Genomic DNA, 22,073 nt, shown 5'->3' with positions numbered 1-22,073 from the left:
GCCCAGGTGGCCGGATACTCGGTTGTACGGCGTATGGGAACTATTCTACGGTGTACAGCATGACGACGTCCCCCCAGGAAGAGGCCCCGCCGCAGACAGCACCCGGCGGCCATCCCCAGCGCTGGCTGATCCTCGGTGTCATCTGCCTCGCGCAGCTCACCGTGCTGCTCGACAACACGATCCTGAACGTGGCGATCCCCTCGCTCACCCGCGAGCTGGACGCGTCGACCGCCGACGTCCAGTGGATGATGAACGCCTACTCACTGGTGCAGTCCGGCCTCCTGCTCACGGCGGGCAACGCCGCGGACCGCTATGGCCGCAAGCTGCTGCTGATGGCCGGCCTGGCGATCTTCGGCGTGGGCTCGCTGGCGGCCGGACTGTCCCAGAGCCCGGCCCAGCTGATCGCGGCCCGGGCCGGCATGGGCGTCGGCGGCGCGCTGCTGATGACCACGATTCTCGCCGTCGTCGTGCAGATCTTCGACGACAAGGAGCGGGTCAAGGCCATCGCGCTGTGGTCCACGGTCAGTTCGCTCGGTTTCGCGGCCGGGCCGCTGATCGGCGGAGTGATGCTGAACCACTTCTGGTGGGGCGCGATCTTCCTGATCAACATCCCGGTCGCCGTGCTCGGCCTGATCGCGGTCGCAGCCCTCGTGCCGGAGTCCAAGCACAGGTCGGGCGACCGTCCCGACCTGGTCGGCGCGGTGCTGTCGACCATCGGCATGACGTCCGTCGTGTACGCGATCATCACCGGCCCCGAGCACGGCTGGACGTCCGGGCAGGTGCTGGTCTCCGCGCTGATGGGCATGGCCGTCCTCGGGCTCTTCGTGCTGTGGGAGCTGCGGACCGAGCATCCGATGCTCGACATGCACTTCTTCCGCAACGAGAAGTTCGTCGGCGCGGTCGCGGGCGCGATCCTCGTGGCGTTCGGCATGACGGGCTCGCTGTTCCTGCTCACCCAGCACCTCCAGTTCGTGCTCGGCTACGAGCCGCTGGACGCCGGTCTGCGGACGGCGCCGCTGGCGTTGACCGTGGTCGCGCTCAACTTCACGGGGGTCGGCGCGAAGCTGGTGCTCAAGGTCGGTACGCCGGGGGCCATCGCGCTCGGTATGACCCTGGTGTCGGCCGGGCTGGCGGCGATCGCGCTGCTCGGCGGGCACGGGTACGGCGGGATGCTGCTCGGCCTGGTCGTGATGGGCGCGGGTGTGGCGTTGTCCATGCCGGCGATGGCCAACGCGATCATGAGTGCGATACCGCCGGAGAAGGCCGGAGTGGGAGCGGGGATCAACGGGACGCTCGCGGAGTTCGGCAACGGGCTCGGGGTGGCGGTGCTCGGTGCCGTGCTCAATTCGCGGTTCGCGTCGCTGGTCGCCGTGTCGGCGGCGTCGTTGCCGGCGGCGCTGGCGGCGGCGGACAGTGCGGAGGAGAAGGCGCGTATCTCCGACGCGTTCGCGTCCGGGCTGGAGACCAGTCAGCTGGTGGGGGCGGTGGCGGTGCTGGCCGGGGGGTTGGTCGCGGCGGCGTTGCTGCGGCGGGCTGAGCGGGCAGAGTCCGCCTAAGAGCTCGGGTGCTTGGTGATCGGGCGGCTGCGGGACCGTTGTGGCTGGTCGCGCAGTTCCCCGCGCCCCCAAGAAGCACGTCTAGCATGAGCGGCATTGAAAGATCGAGGAAGGTGCGCCATGGCGAAAGCGGCTCGGGAGAGTCAGCCGCGGACCAGCGTCTGGCTGGAGAGCAAAGCGCACCGGCGGCGCGGTGGCGGTGGGCAGCCCTCGGGGCTGGACCGGGCCCGCATCGTCGAGGTCACCGTCCGGCTGCTCGACGCCGAGGGGCTGTCCAGGTTCTCGATGCGACGGCTGGCCGGTGAGCTGAACGTCACCGCGATGTCCGTCTACTGGTACGTCGACACCAAGGACGACCTTCTCGAACTCGCCCTGGACGAGGTCATGGGCGAGATGCGGCTGCCCGATCCGGACGCCGACGAGGACTGGCGGGACCAGGTGCGGGCCCTCGCCCGGGAGTACCGGACGCTGCTGGTGCGTCACCGCTGGGTGTCCGCGCTGGTCGGCGTCTTCCTCAACATCGGCCCCAAGAACCTGGCCTTCTCGCGGGCCGTACAGCAGGTGGTGCGCAGGACCGGACTGCCCGCGAACCGTCTGACGAGCGCGATCGCGGCCGTCTTCCAGTTCGTCTACGGCTACGGCACGCTGGAGGGCCATCTCTCCGCCCGGGCCGCGGCCGGCGGCATGACCGTGGACGAGTACTTCCAGCAGGCCCTGAGCACGGCGAACGCGGCCCCGCAGGCCGCCGACGTCCTCCAGGAGTCCCAGGAGATCATGGCGGCGCGCGGCGGTGACACCGTCGCCGAGATGCTGGAGCGCGACTTCGAGTTCGCGCTGGAACTGCTGATCGCGGGCATCGAGGCGATGGTCGCCCGGGAGCGAGGGGCCTGAGCGGGGTTCCGGCTACTCCCCCTCGACCAGCCGCGCCGGGAACCCGCCGGTGGCCACCGGCCCCCACCGCTCCGGGGTGACGCGGATGATCGACTTGCCCTGCTTGACCATCGCCGCGCGGTACTCGTCCCAGTCGGGGTGTTCCCCGGCGATGTTCCGGTAGTACTCCACGAGCGGTTCGACGGAGTCGGGGGTGTCGAGGACCTCGGCCGTGCCGTCGATCTGGACCCAGGGGCCGTTCCAGTCGTCGCTGAGGACGAGCAGGCTCACGCGCGGGTCCCGCCTGGCGTTGCGGGTCTTGGCCCGTTCCGGGTACGTCGAGACCACGATCCGGCCGGAGTCGTCGACCCCGCAGGTCAGCGGCGAGCCCTGGGGACCGCCGTCGGACCGCCGGGTCAGCAGGATCGCGTGGTGCCGGGGCCGTACGAAGTCGAGCAACTCGTCGAGGGAGACGCGGGTGTTCGTCGCGATGTTCGGTGCCATGCCAGGCAGCCTACGACGCCATGGCCTCGGCGAGGTTGTCGTACACGGGCACGTCCCGGCGCAGGCCGGTCAGCTCCAGTACGCGGCTCGCGACACCGTCCGGCCGGGCCACCAGACGCATCCGGGCCCCGGGGCGCAGCCGGTGGCGTACGTCGTTGATGAGGCGGACGCCCTGCGAGTCCATGAAGCGGGTCGCGGTGAGGTCGAGGACGAGCACCTCCAGCCGGTCACCACGGGCCAGGGTCTCGGACACGATGAGCGGAAGCAGTTGCTCCGCGTTGCCGAAGTCGATCTCCGCGGGCATGGGGACACGGATTCGGCCGGGCAGGTCTCTGGGTTCGGTGGGATTCGGGAGGAAAGTCACAGCACTCACCTGGCAGACGTTCGTCCGGATTCCGGTAAGGCCGCTTCCTGACCCTCGGGCCCATTCCACCATGCCGGGCCGCGGCTGCGGAAGCGTCTGTGGCGGCCGTCGGCCGGACGTCACCTGGACGCAACCGAGCAGCTAGAGTGCTGTCCGTCCTGTGCTCGCAGTCGGGAATGTGCTGCGGAGCTCTCCTGCGCACGGCCACGGTCGTGCATGCCGAAGAGGTTCGTGGTGGCTGCGTCCGAGTTTCCTGATTTGCCCCGTTTTCCGGACGGCTTCGAGCTGGCCGAGGCCATGACGGTGGCGGCTCAGCAACTGCACGAGAAGACCTCGCCGCACCACACGCTGCGCACGGCGGTCCGGCTGGCCGTGCACATCATGCCCGGGGCCGAGCACGCCGGCATCTCCGAGATCGAGCGCGGCAACAAGTTCCGCACGCTCGCCTGGACCGACGACGTCGTACGCTCCGCAGAGGCCCGGCACGGCGGCCGCGAACCGCACGCGCACTGGGACCAGTTGTGGCACAGCCCGATGGCGCGGGTGACGGACAGCGAGGGCGACGACGGCTGGGACGTGCTGTCGGCCCTGGGACTGCGCTCGGCGCTGTCACTGCGGCTGCGCGCCGACCGCCGCCGGCTGACCGTGCTCACGGCCTACGCGCGCAAACCGGGCGCCTTCGACGAGGACGCGGCACGCATCGGCCGGCTGTTCACCGCGCACGTCAGCATCGCCCTGGACTCCGCCACCGTGCGCGAGCAGCTCACCGAGGCCATGCACACCCGGGACCTGATCGGCCAGGCCACCGGCATCCTCATGGAGCGCCAGGGCATCGACGCGGCCGCGGCCTTCGAGAGCCTGGTGCGGGCCTCCCAGCGGGAGAACGTGAAACTGCGCGATCTGGCCCGCGAGATCGTCACCGCTCACAACTCCGCATGAGCCGACGTGAGTTAGGGCGGGGGCGTTAAGGGACGCCGACGGGATACCCGTACGTTCATGAGCTCCGAGACGTCCGACACGCTGGACCAGGCGATGGTGCGCAGCAGCGGTCTCGACACCCTGCTGCGCGATCTGACCGACCGTGCGGTGCAGGAGGTGCCGGGCGCCGCCGCGTGCAGCATCACGGTGCGCCGCGGCGGCCGGCTGCTCACCCTGGCCGGCAGCGACGGCCTGCCCAGCGGCCTGGACCAGCGGCAGTACGAGAACGGCTCGGGCCCCTGCGTCGAGGCCGCCGAGACCGGCGTCGAGCAGTACGCCCCCGACCTGGCCGCCGAGTCCCGCTGGCCGGCGTACACGCCGTACGCGCTGGCCAAGGGCGTCCGGTGCGCCCTGGCGGTGCCGCTCGCCGTCGAGGGCGAGACGGGGGCGGCGATCAACTACTACGGCCTGCGGCCCGGGGCGCTCGGCACGGACCGGGACACGGCCCGCACCTTCGCGGCCCGGGCGGGGGGCGCGATCGACGTCGCGCTGCGCATCGAGCACCAGCGCCAGTCGGCGGCCGACGTGCGCACCGCGCTGCTCTCCCGCAGCGTCATCGACCAGGCGATCGGCATCCTCATGGCCCGGGAGCGGATCGACGCCCGGGACGCGCTGGAGCGGCTGCGCCGCGCCTCGCAGCACCGGAACGTCAAACTCCGGGACCTGTGCGACCAGTTGGTGGAGAAGGTCTCCGGACCGGCCTCAGACGGCCGGAAGTGACTCGCCCTGCACGGCCTGGATGTCCAGCTCCACCTTGAGCGTGGTACCGATGGCGGCGATGCCGGCCTGGAGGACCTGGTTGTAGTTCATCGCGAAGTCCTCGCGGTGCAGTTCGGTCGTGGCACGGAACGCCGCGCGGGTGCCGCCCCACGGGTCCGGGCCCGTGCCGAGGTAGGCCAGGTCCAGGTCCACGGCCCGCACCACCCCGTGCATGCCCAGCTCGCCGTGCACGGTCCACCGGTCGGACCCGGTCGCCGTGAGCCCCGTCGAACGGTAGGTGATCTCGGGGAAGCGCTCGACGTCCAGGAAGTCCGGCGACTTCAGGTGCCCGTCGCGCATGCCGTTGCCGGTGTCGACGGACGCGGCCCGGATCACCGCCTCCACACGAGACTTGGTGACGTCGTCCGGGGCGATCTCGATCGAGCCGGAGAACTCCGTGAACCGGCCGTGCACGCTGGAGATGCCCAGGTGCTGTGCCACGGCGGCCACACTGGAGTGCACCGGGTCGACGGTCCACGGTCCCGGCGGCGGCAGTTCGGTACCGCCCTGCCGCGCCAGCGTCACCGTGCCGACCTCGGCCCGGCCGCTCGCCGTGACGATCACGCTGGAGGCGGCGGGCGCGTAGCCGACGGCGGTGACGATCACGGTGTACGCCCCCGGCTCCAGCGGCGTCTCGTCCCGTACGGCGCCCTCCGCGTCGGCTTCGGCGCGCAGCGCCTGCGCACCGGTCATGTCGGCCACGGTGACGACCGCGTGCGACACGGCCCAACCGTCCCGGGTACGGATCCTCGCGGTCAGTCCCATCTCAGCTACTCCTCAGAATGAAAACCGGCCCGCGACAGGGGGCGCACCTCCGCTCAGAGCGCGCCCACCTGTCACGGGCCGGGGTCCGTACTACTCGCCGGGGTGGGCGAGTTCGATGTCGTGGGCGTCGGTGCCGCGGCCCGTGACCGTCAGGGCGGTGGCCACCGGCGGGTAGCCCGTGGCGATGACGGTGTACTCGCCGCCGTCCAGGTCGGTGAAGGCGTACGCCCCGTCCGACCCGGTCGTGGCCGAGCCGACGACGTTGCCCGCCTGGTCGACCAGCGTCACCCGGGCGTCGGCCAGCGGGCCGTGCGGGGCGCGGACGACACCCTGGACGCGGGCGCCGGAGTCCAGGTCGATCTCGACCCGGGTGACCCCGGTGCCGCCCACCTCGACGGGCAGGGCGCGCGGCCGGTACCCGGCGGCGTTCACCGCGACGGTCACCGCCCCCGGCACCAGCTCGGCGAAGGAGAACTCGCCCTGCTCACCCGTGGTCCCGTTGGCCAGCAGGTCCCCGCGCACATCGGTCACGATGACCATCGCGTCCTTGACCGGCTGCCCGCCCTCGGCGGACCGCACCAGGCCGGTCAGCCCGCTGGTGCCGCTGAGCAGGATGTCGTAGGCGACCGGCTCGCCGTTCACCACGACCGTGGACGCCTGCGGCTGGTAGCCGTCGGCGGAGGCGATCAGCACGTACGACCCGGCGCCCGGCGCGTCGACGGCGTAGGAGCCGTCGGCCTGCGCCACGGACCGGCCCAGCTGCCGCCCGGCCAGCGAGATCAGCGTGACGGCGGCCTGCGGCACGGGGGTGCTCTCGTTGCCGCGGACGAAGCCGCGGACCGGCACACCGTTCCCACCGGACGCGGGCTCCTCGGCCCGGGTCGCCGTGGCGACGGCGGCGAGCCGCTGCGTGCCCCCGGGCCCGGTGCCGTCGGCGGCCTCGGTGTCCGCCACGGCCCAGCTCGGCACGGCCTTCTCCGCGGCGGGAGCCTCGGCGGCCGCCTCGGCGGGAGCCTCCTCGCGGGCGTCGGCGTCCGCCGCCTGCGCCAGCCCACCCTTCGTCTTCAACGGGACCTCCTTGATGAACAGCGACACCAGCAGCGCGAGCAGCGCCAGCGGGGCCGAGTAGAGGAACACGTCCGCGACACCGTGGCCGTAGGCGCTCTCCATGACGGTGCGGATCGGCGCGGGCATCGCATCGAGGTCGGGGATGTTGCCCTCGCCCGTGCCGGCGTGGCCGAGGGCCGCGCCCTTGGGGCCGAGGTCGGTGAGACCGTCCTTGACGTAGTCGGTGATCTTGTTGGCCAGGACCGCACCCAGGGCGGAGACGCCCATCGCACCGCCGAGGGACCGGAAGAAGGTCACCGTGGAGCTCGCGGCACCGAGATCACCCGGCTCCACCTGGTTCTGCGTGCACAGCACCAGGTTCTGCATCATCATGCCGATGCCGAGGCCCATCAGCGCCATGAAGATCGCTATGTGCCAGTACTCGGTGTCGTACCGGATCGTGCCCAGCAGCCCGAGGCCCGCGGTCACCAGCACGCCGCCGCCGAGCAGCCAGCCCTTCCAGCGCCCGGTCCGGGTGATGACCTGGCCGGAGACGGTGGAGGAGACGAACAGGCCCGCGATCATCGGGATGGTCATGACGCCGGACATCGTCGGCGACTTGTCCCGCGCCAGCTGGAAGTACTGGCTGAAGAACACGGTCCCCGAGAACATCGCGACACCGACGAACAGGGAGGCCACGGAGGCGAGCGTGATGGTGCGGTTGCGGAACAGCCGCAGCGGGATGATCGGCTCGCCGGCCTTCGCCTCGATCAGGACGAACAGCGCCAGCAGCACGACCGAGCCGCCGACCATCGCGTACGTCTGCCACGACAGCCAGTCGTACTTGTCACCGGCGAAAGTCACCCAGACCAGCAGCAGGCAGACGGCCGCGGTGATGAAGAAGGCGCCGGCCCAGTCGACCTTGACCTTCCGCTTCACCACGGGCAGGTGCAGGGTCTTCTGCAGGACGATCAGGGCGATCACGGCGAAGGGCACGCCGACGTAGAAGCACCAGCGCCAGCCGAGCCAGTCGGTGTCGGTGATGACACCGCCGACCAGCGGGCCGCCGACCATGGCGGTGGCGAAGGTGGCGCCGAGGTATCCGTTGTACCGGCCGCGCTCACGCGGCGAGATCATCGCCGCCATGATGATCTGGGCCAGCGCGGACAGACCGCCCATGCCGATGCCCTGGACCGCGCGGAACGTGATGAGCATGCCGGGGTTCTGCGACATGCCGGCCGCCGCCGACCCCAGGACGAAGATGACCAGCGCGAGCTGGATCAGCAGCTTCTTGGAGAACAGGTCGGCGAGCTTGCCCCACAGCGGCGTCGAGGCGGTCATCGTCAGCAGGGACGCGGTCACGACCCAGGTGTAGGCGCTCTGGCCGCCGCCGAGGTCGCCGATGATCCGGGGCAGGGCGTTGGAGACGATCGTCGACGACAGGATCGCGACGAACATGCCGAGCAGGAGACCGGTGAGGGCCTCCATGATCTGCCGGTGCGTCATCGGAGCGCCGTCGCCGGAGGAGCCGTGGGAGCCTCCCCCGTGCTTGGCATGAGCCCGCACACCGGCTGGTGTGGTCGTTGCCATGGGCTTCCTTTTCTTACGTGCTTGCGGGTGTACGGGTGGTCTGTTCGACAGCGGGTGGTGCCGCCCGGGTAGCGGGGCGGCAGTCGAAGCTCTCTCTCAGCCGCGCCATCAGGTCCGTGAGCCGGCCGACGTCCTCGTCGGTCCAGTCGCTCAGGCGCTCGGCGAGGACCTCGGTGGTCCGCCGGGACAGCTCGTCGAGCTGTGCGTGGCCCGCCGGGGTGAGGCGCAGGATCCGGGAGCGCTTGTCCGCGGGGTCGGGGGAGCGTTCGATCCAGCCCCGGGCCACGACGTGCGCGACATGGCGGCTGGTGACGGACATGTCCACCGCGAGCAGCTCCGCGAGCTTGCTCATGCGCATGTCGCCGTGGCGGCCGAGGATGGTCAGTACGGTCGCCGAACCGCCGGGGCAGTCGGCCGGCATGATCCGGCCGAGTTCCCGCTTCACGGCGCCGAAGGCACTGAACTGGCGGACCAGCTCTTCGTACTGCGCCCTCTCGGCCATGACACCTCCCGCTTTCGTTGCTTAGGGCAACCATAGGAGAGGTTGGTTGCTACAGGCAAATAATCGGAGGTGGGTGCGGCTTAAAAAGTTGGCAAAGGCAAGTATTGCGGTAGTAAATGTGCAGGTCGTGAGGCTGGGGGGTGGGGTCGGGTGAGACTGAGCGGAATGCCAACCCCCACTTGGGGAGCCCCGGCCTTTTCGCTAGGGTCTCGGGCCATGGCTAACAACCAGGCCCCGCAGGGCAATCACGACCCCGCCGGCAGCACCCAGATGTTCCGCGCGTTCGTCGACGAGGCGCCGCAGGGGCGGCAGGCCGCGGCGACGAGCGGTGGCGGGCCGCGTGTCGGTCTCATCCTCGGCGTCGTCGTCGTCGTCGCCGTCGCGGTGGTCGCGGCCGTGGCGTGGCTGGCGCTGGGCTGACGTCGGCCGTGCGGCGCGTACGGCGGTTTTACTGAACTCGGCGTCGTTGCTGAGGTCGGCTGGGTGCGCAGCCCGGCGGAGCGGGGTACCGCTGCGCCCGCCCGTGCCCCCTGGGGGGCACCTCCCAGGCCCTTAAAGCACTGGGGGAGGCACGACTGCCCGCAGCCAGGGCCGCCACGACTGCCCGCAGCGCGGCGGCTGAGCCGAGACGCGCCCGCACCCGCGTACGCACGGAAGGGGACGTGTCGGGGGGTGTCCGCCCGCAGCGGTTGGCGCGTCAGCGGACGGTCAGTCGGTGTCCGACCCCATCGCGCCGTTCCGAGGACGGACACCCCCCGGCGCGGCCCCGGCCCACCGCAGCCCGGTGGGCCGGGGCGCGCTCAGTCCGAGATGAGGCCTTCCCGCAGCTGCGCCAGTGTCCTCGTCAGCAGGCGGGACACGTGCATCTGCGAGATGCCGACCTCCTCGCCGATCTGCGACTGCGTCATGTTCGCGAAGAACCGCAGCATGATGATCCGCCGCTCACGGGGCGGCAGCTTCGCCAGCAGCGGCTTCAGCGACTCCCGGTACTCGACGCCCTCCAGGGCGCTGTCCTCGTACCCCAGCCGGTCCGCCAGCGAGCCCTCGCCGCCGTCGTCCTCCGGCGCCGGGGAGTCCAGCGAGGACGCCGTGTACGCGTTCCCCACCGCCAGCCCGTCGACGACGTCCTCCTCGGACACCCCGAGCACGGACGCGAGTTCGGTGACCGTCGGCGAGCGGTCCAGTTTCTGCGAGAGCTCGTCACTGGCCTTCGTCAGCGCCAGCCGCAGCTCCTGAAGCCGGCGCGGCACCCGCACCGACCACGACGTGTCGCGGAAGAACCGCTTGATCTCGCCCACGACCGTCGGCATCGCGAACGTCGGGAACTCCACGCCCCGTTCGCAGTCGAACCGGTCGATCGCCTTGATCAGCCCGATCGTGCCGACCTGGACGATGTCCTCCATCGGCTCGTTGCGGGAGCGGAAACGCGCCGCCGCGTACCGCACCAGCGGCAGGTTGAGCTCGATCAGCGTGTCACGGACGTACGCACGCTCGGGGCTGTCCTCGTCGAGCGCGGCCAGCCGCAGGAACAGGGAGCGGGACAGGGTGCGGGTGTCGATGGCCCCCGTGGCCACAGGCGCCGGCGCGGGCTCGGTCGCGAGCTCGACCGGAACGTCGTCGATGGGGCCGAGTGAGTCGAGAGCATGGGGAGCTGTGTCGCTCTCCGCGAGCGTGAGCACCTTCGAGCTGCCCTGTTCTGCGGACATGCCACCCCCTTTGGGTCGCGGGACGGTCGCGGCGAACGCCCCCGTCTGAGGAACGCAGCCTTCACCTGAATACCGGCGCCGAAGCCCCGGCAAACGCGCTTCCCGCAGAATGTCACATGTCGGCAACACGCTGTAGTGACATGTCGACATCTGAGACGCGAATCCGCCCTGCAAGCAAGGGGTCTGACGCCTTTTCGGCTCGCAACTGCCGGGAACGGCCCTGATGAGCGATTCCCTCGCCACGGTTATCGCTCGCAACTGTTTGCGATTACGTGCCGAGGGTGCTCACAGGCGCCCACCACCCCCGGTTCGCGGCTACGCGTCGATCCGGTTCGCAGACCGCAACCGCTGGAAGCTACGCGCGAGTAGCCGCGAGACGTGCATCTGCGAGACGCCGAGTTCCGCACTGATCTGAGACTGCGTGAGGTTGCTGTAGTACCGCAGCAGCAGGATCCGCTGCTCCCTCTCGGGCAGTTGTACGAGCAGATGCCGTACGAGATCCCGGTGCTCGACCCCGTCCAGTGCGGGATCCTCGTAGCCGAGCCGGTCCAGCAGCCCCGGCATCCCGTCGCCCTCCTGCGCGGCCTCCAGCGAGGTCGCGTGGTACGACCGCCCGGCCTCGATGCAGGACAGCACCTCGTCCTCGGTGATGCGCAGCCGCTCGGCGATCTCCGCGGTCGTCGGGGTGCGCCCGAAGGCGGTCGTCAGGTCCTCGGTGGCGCTGTTGACCTGCACCCACAGCTCGTGCAGCCGGCGCGGCACATGCACCGTACGGACGTTGTCGCGGAAGTAGCGCTTGATCTCGCCGACCACCGTCGGCATCGCGAACGTCGGGAACTGCACGCCCCGGTCCGGGTCGAAGCGGTCGATGGCGTTGATGAGCCCGATGGTGCCGACCTGGACGACGTCCTCCATCGGCTCGTTGCGGGAGCGGAACCGGGCGGCCGCGTAGCGCACGAGGGGGAGGTTGGCCTCGATGAGCGCCCCGCGCACCCGGTCGTGCTCCGGCGTCCCCGGCTGGAGTTCTTTGAGCTGCGCGAAGAGGACCTGCGTGAGGGCGCGGGTGTCCGCGCCGCGGCTCCGCTGGGGGGCCGGTTCCGAGGATGGTGCCTGAGGTGCGGTACTGGCCAGCACGGTCAACTCCACCTCGTCATCCGTCAACCCATCCGTCAGCTCTCTCTTCCATCAAAAACGGTCATAGCATCACAAGAGATGTGCACTATGTGCAAGCACCCCATAACTACGTGTTGAGGGATGAAATACGGCATAGATGGGCACCCACAGCAGAAGAGCCCCCCGTCGGAGCGACGGGGGGCTCGAAGCGGCGGGCTCAGAACTCGTAGTCGGCGATCACCCAGGTGGCGAACTCGCGCCACAGCGCGACACCCGCCTGGTGGTCGGGATGCTCCACGTACCGGCGCAGGGCGTCCGCGTCGTCGAAGGCCGAGTTGATGGCGAAGTCATGGGCGATGGGGCGGTCGCTGACGTTCCAGCCGAGTTCCCAGAAGCGGATCTCGGGGATCGTGCCGTCGAGGGCGCGGAAGGCCTCGACGCCCTTCACGACCCGCGGGTCGTCGCGCTCGACGCCCTCGTGCAGCTTGAAGAGGACCAGGTGGCGGATCATCACTTTCCTCCGTCGGCGACCCACGTGGCGAAGTCGCCGAGGGCCTGGGCGGCGTCCGATATGCCCTGGAAGCCTATCTGGACGTAGTCCGCGGCCTTGGCCGGGTCCGTGATGATCACGTACAGCGCGAAGACCACGACAACGTAGACGGCGACCTTCTTCGCGTTCACCGCCACTGCGGCCTCCCCTGTCACTGGTGTCCCGTGCGCGCACATGATCGCACGAAGGGCCCCGTCTGACGACGGGGCCCTTCTCCAGCGGTAGCGGAGGGATTTGAACCCTCGGTGACTTGCGCCACACTCGCTTTCGAGGCGAGCTCCTTCGGCCGCTCGGACACGCTACCGAGGGAGACCTTACAGCAAGGTGCGGCGTGCTTTGAAATCGGTATGCAGCGACGGTCAGCGACCGCGGAAGAACTCGGTGAGCAGCCCGGCGCACTCCTCGGCGAGCACGCCCTCGATCACCTCGGGCCGGTGGTTGAGCCGCCGGTCCCGGACGAGGTCCCAGAGGGAACCGGCCGCGCCGGCCTTCTCGTCGCGGGCGCCGTAGACGAGCCGGTCGACGCGGGACTGCTGGATCGCGCCCGCGCACATCGTGCAGGGTTCCAGGGTCACCACGAGGGTGCACCCGGCGAGCCGCCACCGGCCGAGCGCGGCCGCGGCCCGCCGGAGGGCGAGGACCTCCGCGTGGGCCGTCGGGTCGCCGCCGGCCTCGCGCTCGTTGTGCCCGGCCGCGAGCAGGGTCGTGCCGTCCGGCGCCAGGACGACGGCACCGACGGGAACGTCCCCGTCCCGGACGGCCTCGGCGGCTTCACCCAGGGCGAGCCGCATCGCGCCCCGCCAGGGGTCCCGCACCGGATCCGGCACCTCCGGTTGTCCCGGCGCTCCCGGCGGGCCCGGCTGCCCCGGAGCCCCCGGCGGACCCGGAGGTTCTGGGGAGTCCGGCGGCCTGGGTGCTGCCGGCAGACCCTGGCGTCCCGGTGCTCCCGGGGAGCCTGGCGCTCCCGGATGGTCCGGGGCTCCCGGAGGGTCCGGCTGTCCTGGGGTCGAGCTTGCGGTCAGCGGACCGTCTCCAGGGTTTCCGAGGCGCCGAGGGCCTCGGCGATTTCCGTGACGGCGTCCGTCGCCAGTGAGCGCAGTTCCTTCTCGCTCACGCCGAGGTCGTCGAGGATCTGGGCGTCTCCGACCGGGCCGTGCGGCACGGCCTCGCCGGTGCCGGCGACCGGGTCGGCGCCGTCGGCCTCGTCGTCGTCGGAATCACCGTCCTCCGTGCCGTCGAGGTCGAGGGCGTCCAGGTCGTCCCCGTCGTCCGGATCGCGTCCGAGCAGCTCGTCGGTGAGCAGGATCTCTCCGTAGCTGCTGCGGGCAGCGGCGGCGGCGTCCGAGACGTAGATACGAGGGTCGTCCTCGCCGTCCACGCGGACGACGCCGAACCAGGCGTCCTCCTGCTCGATGAGCACGAGCACCGTGTCCTCGTCGGGGGAGGCTTCACGGGCCAGGTCGGCCAGATCCGACAGGGTTTCCACATCGTCGAGCTCTGTGTCGCTCGCTTCCCACCCGTCTTCGGTGCGCGCGAGCAGTGCGGCGAAGTACACCGTGACTCTCCCACTGGTCATAGGCGTGCCGGTTGGGGGTCCCCCCGGCGGAGGTTACGGGCGGGGAGTGCTCGTCCGAGCCCCACCCACTCGGAATCGTGGCAGAAACAAGGCGTTCAGGGGACGTCTTCGGCACCCTGTGTCCGGCAGTTTTGATCGCGCGCTCGTTGCCGCCACCTGCGGATCGTACGCGGCTTTCCCCCGCTGCACGCACGGTCACCCCGGCAACGTCCGCGCGGTTCGTGATCTTCCCCGGGGGTTTCCTCACCCGTTTCCTACCAGCGGAACGTGCGCATGCGCATCGCGTGCCGCAGCCGGGCCACCTTGACGCGGCGCGGCTGAACGCGGTCGCGCAGCTCCCGGGCCTCGGCCAGATCGCGCAGGAACCGGGCGCGCCGCCGCCGACGCTCGGCGTCGGTCTCGCAGCGTCCGGTCTCGTAGGTTCCGGTGTCGTACGTCTCCGGGTCCGTCCCGGGCTGTGCGCGCGGCGACGGATCCTTTCGGGAATCTCGTTCGGGCATCAGGCTCACCACCCCCAGTCCGTCCTTCCCGCTTTCCCCCGGACGGACGGTTTGACGCCAGCGAACGGGTGACGGGCGGGCGGCGGGCTTGCCGTGCGGCCCCGGTCAGCGGGCCCGGTTACTGTTGTCGGCATGCGTCTCCACGTCGTCGACCACCCCCTGGTCGCCCACAAGCTCACCACGCTGCGCGACCAGCGCACCGACTCCGCGACCTTCCGCCGTCTCGCCGACGAGCTGGTCACCCTGCTCGCCTACGAGGCCACGCGCGACGTGCGCACCGAGCAGGTCGACATCCGGACGCCGGTGGCCACGACCACGGGCGTCAAGCTGTCCCACCCGCGTCCGCTGGTGGTGCCGATCCTGCGGGCCGGCCTCGGCATGCTGGACGGCATGGTCCGGCTGCTGCCGACCGCCGAGGTGGGCTTCCTCGGCATGATCCGCAACGAGGAGACGCTCCAGGCCTCCACGTACGCCACGCGTATGCCGGAGGACCTGTCGGGCCGTCAGGTGTATGTGCTGGACCCGATGCTCGCCACCGGCGGCACGCTGGTCGCGGCGATCCAGGAGCTGATCCGGCGCGGCGCCGACGACGTGACCGCCGTGGTGCTGCTGGCCGCGCCGGAGGGCGTCGAGGTCATGGAGCGCGAGCTGGCGGGCACGCCGGTGACGGTCGTGACCGCGTCGGTCGACGAGCGCCTGAACGAGCACGGCTACATCGTGCCGGGCCTCGGCGACGCGGGGGACCGGATGTACGGCGCGGCCGAGTAGGCCCCGCGGCCCGGGCCGCTCAGCAGCCCTTCTTCGACGACGGCGCCGGCTCGGGCGTGGCCAGCTCGGTCAGGGCCCGGTCGGCGTCCGGCTTCTTGGCCAGCTCCTTGAAGCCGTCGCCGATGACGAGGTCGAGGTCAGTGCCCTTGCGGGCCGCCTCGGTACGCCGTTCGGCGCCCGGGAGCTGGGTGCCGAGCACCTGCAGCGAGGTGTGGAGGGCGGAGGCGGGGCCGAGCAGCACGCCGGTGCCCTTGACCTTCTTGTCGTACCGCTGGGGCGCGTTGCCCACGTCGCCGATCTTGAAGCCGCGCTTCTTCAGCTCGTCGGCGGTCTTCTTCGCCAGGCCGCCGCGGGTGGTGGCGTTGAGCACGTTGACCGTGATCGCGCGCGGTTCGGGCAGGGCCTTGGCGCGGGGCGAGGGGCTCGCCTTGGTGTCGGGGCAGTCCGTCCCGCTGCCGGCCGCCGAGGCCTCTCTGCCGCCGCCGGTGAAGACGTCGATGAGCTGCAACGTGCCCCAGCCGCCCACGCCGAGCACGGCGGCGGAGGCGACGACCAGGACGACGAGCCTGCCGCGCCGCCGGGGGCGGCGCATCCGCGGGTACTTGTTTCCCTTGATGCGGTATTTGCCGCCCATGCCGGGGGGAGTCAGCATGCTCATGAGCGCAGCGTAGTGCGCCTGGGCGACGATGCCTACTAGATGATCATTCGACGTCGCCCAGCGAACCCGAAAGGGTCAACCCGTGACCTGTGTGCGGGTCAGTCGAGTTCGAGCACGCGCGCGTGCAGCACCTGACGCTGCTGGAGCGCCGCCCGCACCGCGCGGTGCAGGCCGTCCTCCAGGTACAGGTCGCCCTGCCACTTCACGACGTGCGCGAAGAGGTCGCCGTAGAACGTCGAGTCCTCGGCGAGGAGCGTCTCGAGATCGAGCTGCTGCTTGGTCGTCACGAGCTGATCGAGGCGGACCGGGCGCGGCGCGACGTCCGCCCACTGCCGGGTGCTGTCCCGGCCGTGGTCGGGGTACGGCCGGCCGTTTCCGATGCGCTTGAAGATCACACGGAAAGCCTACCGGGCAGGACCTTCCGGGCGCAGCCGCGGCGACGGAGTGTGACGCTGAAAAAAGCCCCACAAGGCGGTATGAACCGGGAACAGGGCGTGAATATGCCGGACCGGGAGGCCATCCGTTCCTGAGTCGGTCAGGCAGACCGTGCGCCTGATTCGCCCGAATGGGGTCGGCGCGGACCGGTTGGGGGATCACGCGGTCACTCGTCCGGACGGCCCGGAGCCCGGAGCGGCGGTGGCGCTGGTCCGGCCGCCACCGCCTCCGCCTCCGCCACCGCCGTCGCGGCTCGATCAGCCGCGTTCCCTCTCCTTCGGAGCCTGCTGCCGCTCCCGCGTCTCCGGCCTGGTCTGGGGGTGGGGGTGTGACTGGGGCGGCTTGGGGGCGTTGCGGACGGCCTCGGCGCGCAGGAGGGCGCGCAGGACCGCGTACGGGTCTTCGAGCATGGCTGTGTTCCTCGTTCCGGGTTGCTGCGACGGGCGGATGGACAGGTGTCCGTCCCGTCAGCAGCGCAGGACCTCGGAACGCAGGGGGCGGAGGTCGTGCCGCGGCCCCGGCGGCACGGGCACGGGACGCGGCGGGGCGTAAGCGGCCCCTGAGCTCGGGAGCGGGGTGGGGCGCAGGGGGACGGCGGTGCGCCGGGCGCCCCGGGCCGGTGGGCGCAGGGCGGCGTCGAGGACGTCGTACGCGACGGCCGTGCTCTCCCCGGAGACGACGGCCGTCGCCCCTGCGTGGGCCTCGGCGTGCGCGCCGGGCACGAGCAGGGCGAGCAGCACGACGAGCACCCGCGCCCACGTGGTCCGGCGGGTGCCGCGGGGGGCCGGCTGCGGTGCGGGGGTCACGGGAGGCGGTTCCCCGTCGTGGGCACGCCGTTCATCCCGCCGGCTGTGAGTTCCGCGCGTCACGCGGGACGGTGACGGTGACGTGGGGTCCCAAGCCCTGGGGCGGACCGGGCGCGTGCCAGGGGTAGGGGCCGCGCTCCAGGGCCCGGGGGGAGCCGCTCGGTGGCTCGGTCATGATCCATGCTTGGCCCGGCCGGGAGACTCCCGCCACCCGGGACGGGCCGCACGGCTGATGCCCGTGGGGCGGGGCGTGCCCGTGGCTGAGTGTGTGCCCCGCGGTCCTCTACTTGCCCGTCGCCTTCGCCGCCTTGGCCGCTGCCTTCATTTCCTGTTTGTGTGCTCGGACCTTCGCCAGCGAGTCGGGGCCGGTGATGTCGGCCACCGAGCGGAAGGACTTCGGCTCGCCGTAGGAGCCCGCGGCCTCCTGCCAGCCCGGCGGCCGCACTCCGAGCTGCTTGCCGAGGAGGGCGAGGAAGATCTGGGCCTTCTGCTTGCCGAAGCCGGGCAGCTCGGCCAGCCGCTTCAGGAGCTCCTTGCCGGTCGTGGCGTCCTTCCAGACGGCCTCGGCGTCGCCGTCGTAGTGCTCGACGAGGTACTGGCACAGCTGCTGGATCCGCTTGGCCATGGAACCGGGGTAGCGGTGCACCGCCGGTTTCTGTGAGAGCAGCGCGGCGAAGGCCTCGGGGTCGTGCGCGGCGATCTCGTGCGCGTCCAGATCGTCCGTGCCGAGCCGCTGGGCGATGGTCGCCGGGCCCTTGAACGCCCACTCCATCGGGATCTGCTGGTCCAGCAGCATCCCGACCAGCGCGGCGAGCGGACTGCGCCCGAGCAGCGCGTCGGCCTCGGGGTCCTGGGCGAGGTGAAGAGTGACGTCCATGCACCGATCATCCCTCGGGGCGGGACCGGCCGCGTCCGGAGCCCGGGCCGCCGGTGCTTACGCGGGGCGCCAGTAGCCCAGTGCGTGGACCCGCTGTCTGGGCAGGCCCAGGTCCTTGCGGACGTAGGCGGACAGGGCGCGGGTCGTCGTCGTGTCGCTGGCGATCCAGACGTACGGGTCGGACGTGCCCTGGAGCAGGCCGGGCAGGTCCGCCTTCACCCGCTCGACCAGGTGTGCGCCGGAGTCCTGGCGCGGCACCTTGCGCAGCTCGTGCCGCGCCGGGTCGGTGCGGAACGGCAGATCGTCGTCGCCGCCCTCGAACCAGACGGTGGCCTGCGCGGAACCCAGCGCGTCCAGCAGGGAGTTGATGGCCGGCAGCGAGGCCGGGTCGCCGACGGCGAAGACGTGCGAGGGGGCCGGGTCCGGGTGCTCGAAGCCGGTGCCCTGGACCGTCGCCTCGATGGTGTCACCGGGCTTCGCCGCCCTGGCCCAGTCGCTGGCGCGGCCCTCGTGCAGGGCGAACTCCAGGCTGAACGTCCCTGCCGCCGGGTCCGGGTCGACCAGGGTGTAGGCCCGCTGATGCGGCTTGCCCGCGTTGTCGAACCACAGCCGGACCCACATGGTCGGGTGCACGCCGGTCGCCGCGAGCAGACCGCCGTCGGTGAACCGCAGCCGCCGGTAGTCCGGGGTGACGTCCTGCGCGTCGGTCACGGTGAACACGAAATCCTTCGCGCGCAGCAGCCTGAGGACCGCGCCCTCCCAACCCCGCCCCTGCCCCATCCCGTATTCACCCTTCGCGTACGATCTCCGCCACAGCTTTGACTTAGGCAAGGCTAACCTAAAGACAGGTGGGGGAAGAGTATGGCCACGGAGATCTACCGCGACGCGTGGGGCATACCGCATCTGCGCGCCGGCAGCGTGGCCGGACTCGCCCACGCCCAGGGCCTCGTCACCGCCCGCGACCGGGCCTGGCAGCTGGAGGTCGAGCGGCACCGGGCCCAGGGCACCTCGGCGTCCTTCCTCGGCGCGAGCGCCCTGCCCTGGGACCGGTTCGCCAGACGCGCCGGACTCGACGACACCGCCAGACGCTGCTTCACGGACCTGGAGAGACGTGACCCCGAGACGGCGCGGTGGGTGCGCGCGTACGTCGACGGGGTCAACGAGGGGCTCGCCGACGGCACCGCTCCCGAATTCGCCCGCACCGGTCTCGCCCCGGGCCGCTGGGAACCCTGGACGCCCCTCGGCGTCTGGCTCGCCACCCACATCCTCTTCGCCGGGTTCCCTGCGAAGCTCTGGCGTGAGCAGGTCGCGGCCCACCTGGGCGCTGACGCCATCGGCCTCTTCGCCACCGACGGCCCCGGCACCTCCGGCAGCAACGGCTGGCTGGTGAGCGGGGAGCGGACCGTCACCGGGCGGGCGGTCATCGCCGGTGATCCCCACCGCTGGATCGAGGACCCGGGCGTCTACCAGCAGATCCGCCTGTCCTGCCCGGACTTCGACGTCGTCGGCCTGGCCGTCCCCGGTGTCCCCGGCATCGCCCACTTCGGGCACACCGGCACGGTCGCCTGGGCCATCACCAACGCCATGGCCGACTACCAGGACCTGTACCGGGAGCGGCTGCGGCGCACCGGCGCCGGGGTGGAGGCCCTCGGCCCGGACGGGGTCTGGCACCGGGCGGCCCGGCACACGGAGGTCGTCGAGGTGGCGGGCGAGGAGCCCGTCGAGGTCGAGGTGATCGAGACGGACCGGGGCCCGGTGGTCGTCGGCGGGCCCGAGGGACTCGACGGCGACCCGATGGACCCGGTCGGCCCGCCCGTCGCGATCAGCCTGCGCTACCCGCCCCGCGTCACCGGCGACCTCGGCTTCGGTGCCCTGCTGCCGCTGCTGCGGGCCCGCCGGGTCGCCGACGTGGACCGGGCGTTCGACCGGTGGGCCGAGCCGGTCAACGTCGTCCAGGCCGCCGACACCGAGGGCGGTGTCCTGCACCGCGTCGCCGGGCGGGTGCCACTTCGCGCCGAGGCCAACCGGCTCCGTCTCGTGCCCGCCTGGGAGCCCGGCCACGAGTGGCACGGCTGGCAGGAGACACCCCGTGCCGGGCTCACCGACGGCGTCGCTGTCATGGCCAACCAGCGCGGCCCGGCCGCACCCCTCGGCGTCGAGTTCGCCCCGCCCCACCGCCACGACCGCATATCCGCGTTGCTCTCCGGTCGGGAGCGCTGGTCCGCCGCCGACATGCCCGGGATCCACACGGACACCCACCTCGCCTCCGCAGCCCCCCTCCTGGACCACCTCCGGGTCCTCGACGCCCTCACCCCCGAGGCCGCCGCCCTGCGGGACCGTCTCCTCGCCTGGAACCGCCGCATGGACGCCGACAACGCCGACGCGGCCCTCTACTCGGCCGTGCGCGGCGCGGTCGTACGGCAGCTGGCGGCGCACCCCGCCTTCGCCGCGCTCGCCACACCGCCGGCGTACCCGGAGGTGTTCCAGCCCTGGCTCGCCCTCGTCCCCCGCGTGGGCTTCGCCCTCGAACACCTCCTGCGGGCCGAGGAGCTGTACGGAATCGACCGCCCGTCGGCCGTGCGCGCGGCGGTCGAGGAGGTGGCGGCCCGGCCGCCCGCCGGTGTCTGGGGCGACACGCACCGGCTCGCCCCCTGGCGGGCCCTGGAGCCGGAGACGCCGTACGACGAACCGGGGCTGTCCGGCGATCACGACTGCGTGCTGTGCACCTCGGGCGTGCCCGGCCTCACCGACCGCGCCGCACGCGGCCCGGCCGCCCGGTACGTCTGGGACCTGGCCCGGCGTGAGAACAGCCGCTGGGTCGTGCCGCTCGGCGCCTCGGGCGTCCCCGGCTCGCCCCACCACCGCGATCAGCTCCCCCTGTGGCTCGCCGGCGACCTCGTCCCGGTCGTCACCGACTGGACCCTGCTGAAGAAGGAGACCGATGTCTGACCCGTACGCCTCCCGCACAGCCGTCCACGAGCGGGTGACCGACGGCTTCGGCACCGTCCGCGTCCTGCCGCTGGACCCGGAGGCCGACGCCGGGACGGTCCACCGCTGGGTGAGCGAGGACCGGGCCGCCTTCTGGGGCATGACCGGCCTCACCGAGCGTCAGGTCGCCGAGATCTACGCCCACATGGACGCCCTCACCACCCACCACGCCTTCCTCGTCGTCCGCGACGGCGAGCCGGTCGCCCTCCTGCAGACCTACGAGCCCGAGGCGGACCGCGTCGGCGAGTGCTACGACGTCCGCCCCGGCGACATCGGCGTCCACCTGCTGCTCGCTCCCGCCGGCCCGGGTGGCGCGCGCTCCGGCTGGACGGCACGGCTCGTGACCGCCATCGCCCGGTACGTCCTGCTCGGCCTGGACCGCCGGCGGGTCGTGGTCGACCCGGACGTCCGCAACGAGAAGGCGGTCACCCGTTTCCTCGAGCTGGGCTTCACGGCCGGGCCGGTGGTCGTCCTGCCGGAGATCGACCTGCCGGACGTGTACCTGCCCGAGAAGAAGGCCCAGCTCGCCTTCCTCGGCCGGGAGATACTCTTCCCCGCGTGACGCCCGACGACCTCATCGCCCACTACGGCCTCGAGCCGATCCCCCGCGAGGGCGGCCTGTTCCGTCAGACCTGGGCCGGTCCGGAACGCCCCGACGGCAGACCCGAAGGCACGGCGATCGTCGCCCTGCTGACAGCGGGCCCCGACGACTACTCCGCCCTCCACCGCCTGCCGACCGACGAGATCTGGCACTTCTACCTCGGCGATCCCCTGGAGCTCCTCCTACTCGCCCCGGACGGCAGCACGCGGACGGTGGTGCTCGGCCCGGACGTCCTCGGCGGCCAGCACGTCCAGTTCACGATCCCGGCGGGCACGTGGATGGGCGGCAGGGTGCGCGAGGGCGGCCAGTGGACCTTGTTCGGCTGCACGATGGCCCCCGGCTTCACGTTCGAGGGTTATGAACACGGGGACGCGGCGGAGCTGACGGCACGCTATCCGGCAGTTGCTGACCAAGTCCGCGGGCTGTGCCGACCTGTCCTTTAGGGGCGCGGGGCTGTGTTGATTTGCGGCTCCGCCGCGCGGGCGCGATCAACCCCCACACACCCGCACACGCCGAACAACCACCACCCCCTCGCTGAGCGCGGGACAACTCCCTTCCGT

Annotated in this window: 27 protein-coding genes and 1 tRNA gene; 9 read left to right on the top strand and 19 right to left on the bottom strand. The window is 71.6% G+C overall.

The window, feature by feature from the left end:
- Positions 1 to 59 precede the first annotated feature (59 nt).
- Both QF034_RS19540 and QF034_RS19535 read left to right on the top strand, forming a co-directional pair.
- Positions 60 to 1,556 (top strand): MFS transporter, encoded by a 1,497-nt coding sequence (locus tag QF034_RS19540; protein ID WP_307176177.1) that lies wholly within the window; start codon positions 60 to 62, stop codon positions 1,554 to 1,556.
- A gap of 120 nt (positions 1,557 to 1,676) precedes the next feature.
- A complete protein-coding gene (locus QF034_RS19535) occupies positions 1,677 to 2,447 on the top strand; it encodes a TetR/AcrR family transcriptional regulator (protein ID WP_307176176.1) in 771 nt (256 codons plus the stop codon).
- A gap of 12 nt (positions 2,448 to 2,459) precedes the next feature.
- Here the strand turns inward: QF034_RS19535 and QF034_RS19530 are convergent, their stop codons facing one another.
- On the bottom strand, positions 2,460 to 2,930 hold the full coding sequence (locus QF034_RS19530) for a PPOX class F420-dependent oxidoreductase (RefSeq protein ID WP_307176175.1): 471 nt from the start codon (positions 2,928 to 2,930) through the stop codon (positions 2,460 to 2,462).
- A 10-nt stretch (positions 2,931 to 2,940) separates the two neighbouring features.
- The gene (locus QF034_RS19525) at positions 2,941 to 3,234 is read right to left on the bottom strand and encodes an STAS domain-containing protein (RefSeq protein ID WP_307176174.1); all 294 of its coding nucleotides are present in this window, start codon (positions 3,232 to 3,234) and stop codon (positions 2,941 to 2,943) included.
- Positions 3,235 to 3,510: 276 nt separating this feature from the next.
- On the opposite strand from QF034_RS19525, the gene QF034_RS19520 reads away from it, so the two are divergent.
- Both QF034_RS19520 and QF034_RS19515 read left to right on the top strand, forming a co-directional pair.
- Positions 3,511 to 4,233: an ANTAR domain-containing protein gene (locus tag QF034_RS19520; protein ID WP_307176173.1), complete on the top strand. Its 723-nt coding sequence runs from the start codon at positions 3,511 to 3,513 to the stop codon at positions 4,231 to 4,233.
- Between the two features lie 57 nt (positions 4,234 to 4,290).
- Complete coding sequence (locus QF034_RS19515; RefSeq protein ID WP_307176172.1) at positions 4,291 to 4,992, top strand: GAF and ANTAR domain-containing protein; 702 nt, start codon at positions 4,291 to 4,293, stop codon at positions 4,990 to 4,992.
- Here QF034_RS19515 and QF034_RS19510 read toward each other — a convergent pair.
- The 3 genes from QF034_RS19510 to QF034_RS19500 all read right to left on the bottom strand — a co-directional run bounded on the left by QF034_RS19510 (position 4,975) and on the right by QF034_RS19500 (position 8,935).
- Positions 4,975 to 5,796 (bottom strand): YceI family protein, encoded by an 822-nt coding sequence (locus tag QF034_RS19510; protein WP_307176171.1) that lies wholly within the window; start codon positions 5,794 to 5,796, stop codon positions 4,975 to 4,977. The two genes, QF034_RS19515 and QF034_RS19510, sit on opposite strands and share 18 nt — an antisense overlap.
- Before the next feature lie 90 nt (positions 5,797 to 5,886).
- Positions 5,887 to 8,349: an MFS transporter gene (locus QF034_RS19505; RefSeq protein ID WP_503167800.1), complete on the bottom strand. Its 2,463-nt coding sequence runs from the start codon at positions 8,347 to 8,349 to the stop codon at positions 5,887 to 5,889.
- A gap of 97 nt (positions 8,350 to 8,446) precedes the next feature.
- Positions 8,447 to 8,935: a MarR family winged helix-turn-helix transcriptional regulator gene (locus tag QF034_RS19500; protein WP_307176169.1), complete on the bottom strand. Its 489-nt coding sequence runs from the start codon at positions 8,933 to 8,935 to the stop codon at positions 8,447 to 8,449.
- Positions 8,936 to 9,151: 216 nt separating this feature from the next.
- Here QF034_RS19500 and QF034_RS19495 point away from each other — a divergent pair, with 216 nt between their 5' ends.
- Positions 9,152 to 9,355, top strand: a complete 204-nt coding sequence (locus tag QF034_RS19495; RefSeq protein ID WP_307176168.1) for a hypothetical protein — start codon at positions 9,152 to 9,154, stop codon at positions 9,353 to 9,355.
- A gap of 380 nt (positions 9,356 to 9,735) precedes the next feature.
- Here the strand turns inward: QF034_RS19495 and QF034_RS19490 are convergent, their stop codons facing one another.
- From QF034_RS19490 to QF034_RS19455, 8 genes are all read right to left on the bottom strand, one after another.
- Positions 9,736 to 10,641: an RNA polymerase sigma factor SigF gene (locus tag QF034_RS19490; RefSeq protein ID WP_086564713.1), complete on the bottom strand. Its 906-nt coding sequence runs from the start codon at positions 10,639 to 10,641 to the stop codon at positions 9,736 to 9,738.
- Positions 10,642 to 10,956: 315 nt separating this feature from the next.
- Positions 10,957 to 11,775, bottom strand: a complete 819-nt coding sequence (locus QF034_RS19485; protein ID WP_370880954.1) for an RNA polymerase sigma factor SigF — start codon at positions 11,773 to 11,775, stop codon at positions 10,957 to 10,959.
- Positions 11,776 to 11,971: 196 nt separating this feature from the next.
- Positions 11,972 to 12,265, bottom strand: a complete 294-nt coding sequence (locus QF034_RS19480; RefSeq protein ID WP_306965618.1) for a Dabb family protein — start codon at positions 12,263 to 12,265, stop codon at positions 11,972 to 11,974.
- Positions 12,265 to 12,441 carry a hypothetical protein gene (locus tag QF034_RS19475; RefSeq protein WP_243380167.1) on the bottom strand — a complete coding sequence of 59 codons (177 nt, stop codon included), beginning with the start codon at positions 12,439 to 12,441 and terminating at the stop codon, positions 12,265 to 12,267. Before QF034_RS19475 ends, QF034_RS19480 begins: the two co-directional genes overlap by 1 nt.
- Positions 12,442 to 12,523: 82 nt before the next feature.
- A tRNA-Ser gene (locus QF034_RS19470) sits at positions 12,524 to 12,608 on the bottom strand.
- Between the two features lie 55 nt (positions 12,609 to 12,663).
- Positions 12,664 to 13,095, bottom strand: a complete 432-nt coding sequence (gene tadA, locus QF034_RS19465; protein WP_307179924.1) for a tRNA adenosine(34) deaminase TadA — start codon at positions 13,093 to 13,095, stop codon at positions 12,664 to 12,666.
- A gap of 227 nt (positions 13,096 to 13,322) precedes the next feature.
- Complete coding sequence (locus QF034_RS19460) at positions 13,323 to 13,859, bottom strand: tRNA adenosine deaminase-associated protein (protein WP_307179923.1); 537 nt, start codon at positions 13,857 to 13,859, stop codon at positions 13,323 to 13,325.
- Between the two features lie 275 nt (positions 13,860 to 14,134).
- A complete protein-coding gene (locus QF034_RS19455; protein ID WP_307176167.1) occupies positions 14,135 to 14,380 on the bottom strand; it encodes a hypothetical protein in 246 nt (81 codons plus the stop codon).
- A 132-nt stretch (positions 14,381 to 14,512) separates the two neighbouring features.
- Here QF034_RS19455 and upp point away from each other — a divergent pair, with 132 nt between their 5' ends.
- Complete coding sequence (upp, locus tag QF034_RS19450) at positions 14,513 to 15,148, top strand: uracil phosphoribosyltransferase (protein WP_306965621.1); 636 nt, start codon at positions 14,513 to 14,515, stop codon at positions 15,146 to 15,148.
- A gap of 19 nt (positions 15,149 to 15,167) precedes the next feature.
- Here the strand turns inward: upp and QF034_RS19445 are convergent, their stop codons facing one another.
- The 6 genes from QF034_RS19445 to QF034_RS19420 all read right to left on the bottom strand — a co-directional run bounded on the left by QF034_RS19445 (position 15,168) and on the right by QF034_RS19420 (position 18,704).
- Positions 15,168 to 15,782: a LytR C-terminal domain-containing protein gene (locus QF034_RS19445; protein WP_307179922.1), complete on the bottom strand. Its 615-nt coding sequence runs from the start codon at positions 15,780 to 15,782 to the stop codon at positions 15,168 to 15,170.
- Positions 15,783 to 15,904: 122 nt separating this feature from the next.
- A complete protein-coding gene (locus QF034_RS19440; RefSeq protein ID WP_003991361.1) occupies positions 15,905 to 16,201 on the bottom strand; it encodes a type II toxin-antitoxin system VapB family antitoxin in 297 nt (98 codons plus the stop codon).
- Between the two features lie 297 nt (positions 16,202 to 16,498).
- On the bottom strand, positions 16,499 to 16,651 hold the full coding sequence (locus tag QF034_RS19435; protein ID WP_307176166.1) for a hypothetical protein: 153 nt from the start codon (positions 16,649 to 16,651) through the stop codon (positions 16,499 to 16,501).
- A gap of 57 nt (positions 16,652 to 16,708) precedes the next feature.
- Positions 16,709 to 17,047 (bottom strand): hypothetical protein, encoded by a 339-nt coding sequence (locus tag QF034_RS19430; RefSeq protein WP_307176165.1) that lies wholly within the window; start codon positions 17,045 to 17,047, stop codon positions 16,709 to 16,711.
- A 283-nt stretch (positions 17,048 to 17,330) separates the two neighbouring features.
- On the bottom strand, positions 17,331 to 17,924 hold the full coding sequence (locus tag QF034_RS19425; protein WP_306965623.1) for an HhH-GPD-type base excision DNA repair protein: 594 nt from the start codon (positions 17,922 to 17,924) through the stop codon (positions 17,331 to 17,333).
- Between the two features lie 57 nt (positions 17,925 to 17,981).
- Positions 17,982 to 18,704, bottom strand: a complete 723-nt coding sequence (locus QF034_RS19420; RefSeq protein WP_307176164.1) for a siderophore-interacting protein — start codon at positions 18,702 to 18,704, stop codon at positions 17,982 to 17,984.
- Between the two features lie 81 nt (positions 18,705 to 18,785).
- Here QF034_RS19420 and QF034_RS19415 point away from each other — a divergent pair, with 81 nt between their 5' ends.
- The 3 genes from QF034_RS19415 to QF034_RS19405 are packed head-to-tail and all read left to right on the top strand — an operon-like array spanning position 18,786 to position 21,956.
- A complete protein-coding gene (locus QF034_RS19415) occupies positions 18,786 to 20,873 on the top strand; it encodes a penicillin acylase family protein (RefSeq protein WP_307176163.1) in 2,088 nt (695 codons plus the stop codon).
- Positions 20,866 to 21,474, top strand: a complete 609-nt coding sequence (locus QF034_RS19410; protein ID WP_307176162.1) for a GNAT family N-acetyltransferase — start codon at positions 20,866 to 20,868, stop codon at positions 21,472 to 21,474. Before QF034_RS19415 ends, QF034_RS19410 begins: the two co-directional genes overlap by 8 nt.
- The gene (locus QF034_RS19405; protein ID WP_307176161.1) at positions 21,471 to 21,956 is read left to right on the top strand and encodes a cupin domain-containing protein; all 486 of its coding nucleotides are present in this window, start codon (positions 21,471 to 21,473) and stop codon (positions 21,954 to 21,956) included. The genes QF034_RS19410 and QF034_RS19405 overlap by 4 nt, the downstream gene beginning before the upstream one ends.
- Positions 21,957 to 22,073: the final 117 nt, after the last annotated feature.

The organism is Streptomyces africanus, from assembly GCF_030816955.1.
Lineage (GTDB): Bacteria > Actinomycetota > Actinomycetes > Streptomycetales > Streptomycetaceae > Streptomyces > Streptomyces africanus.
Note: the sequence above shows the minus strand (reverse complement) of the source record. Positions and strands in the feature narration are given on the sequence as shown.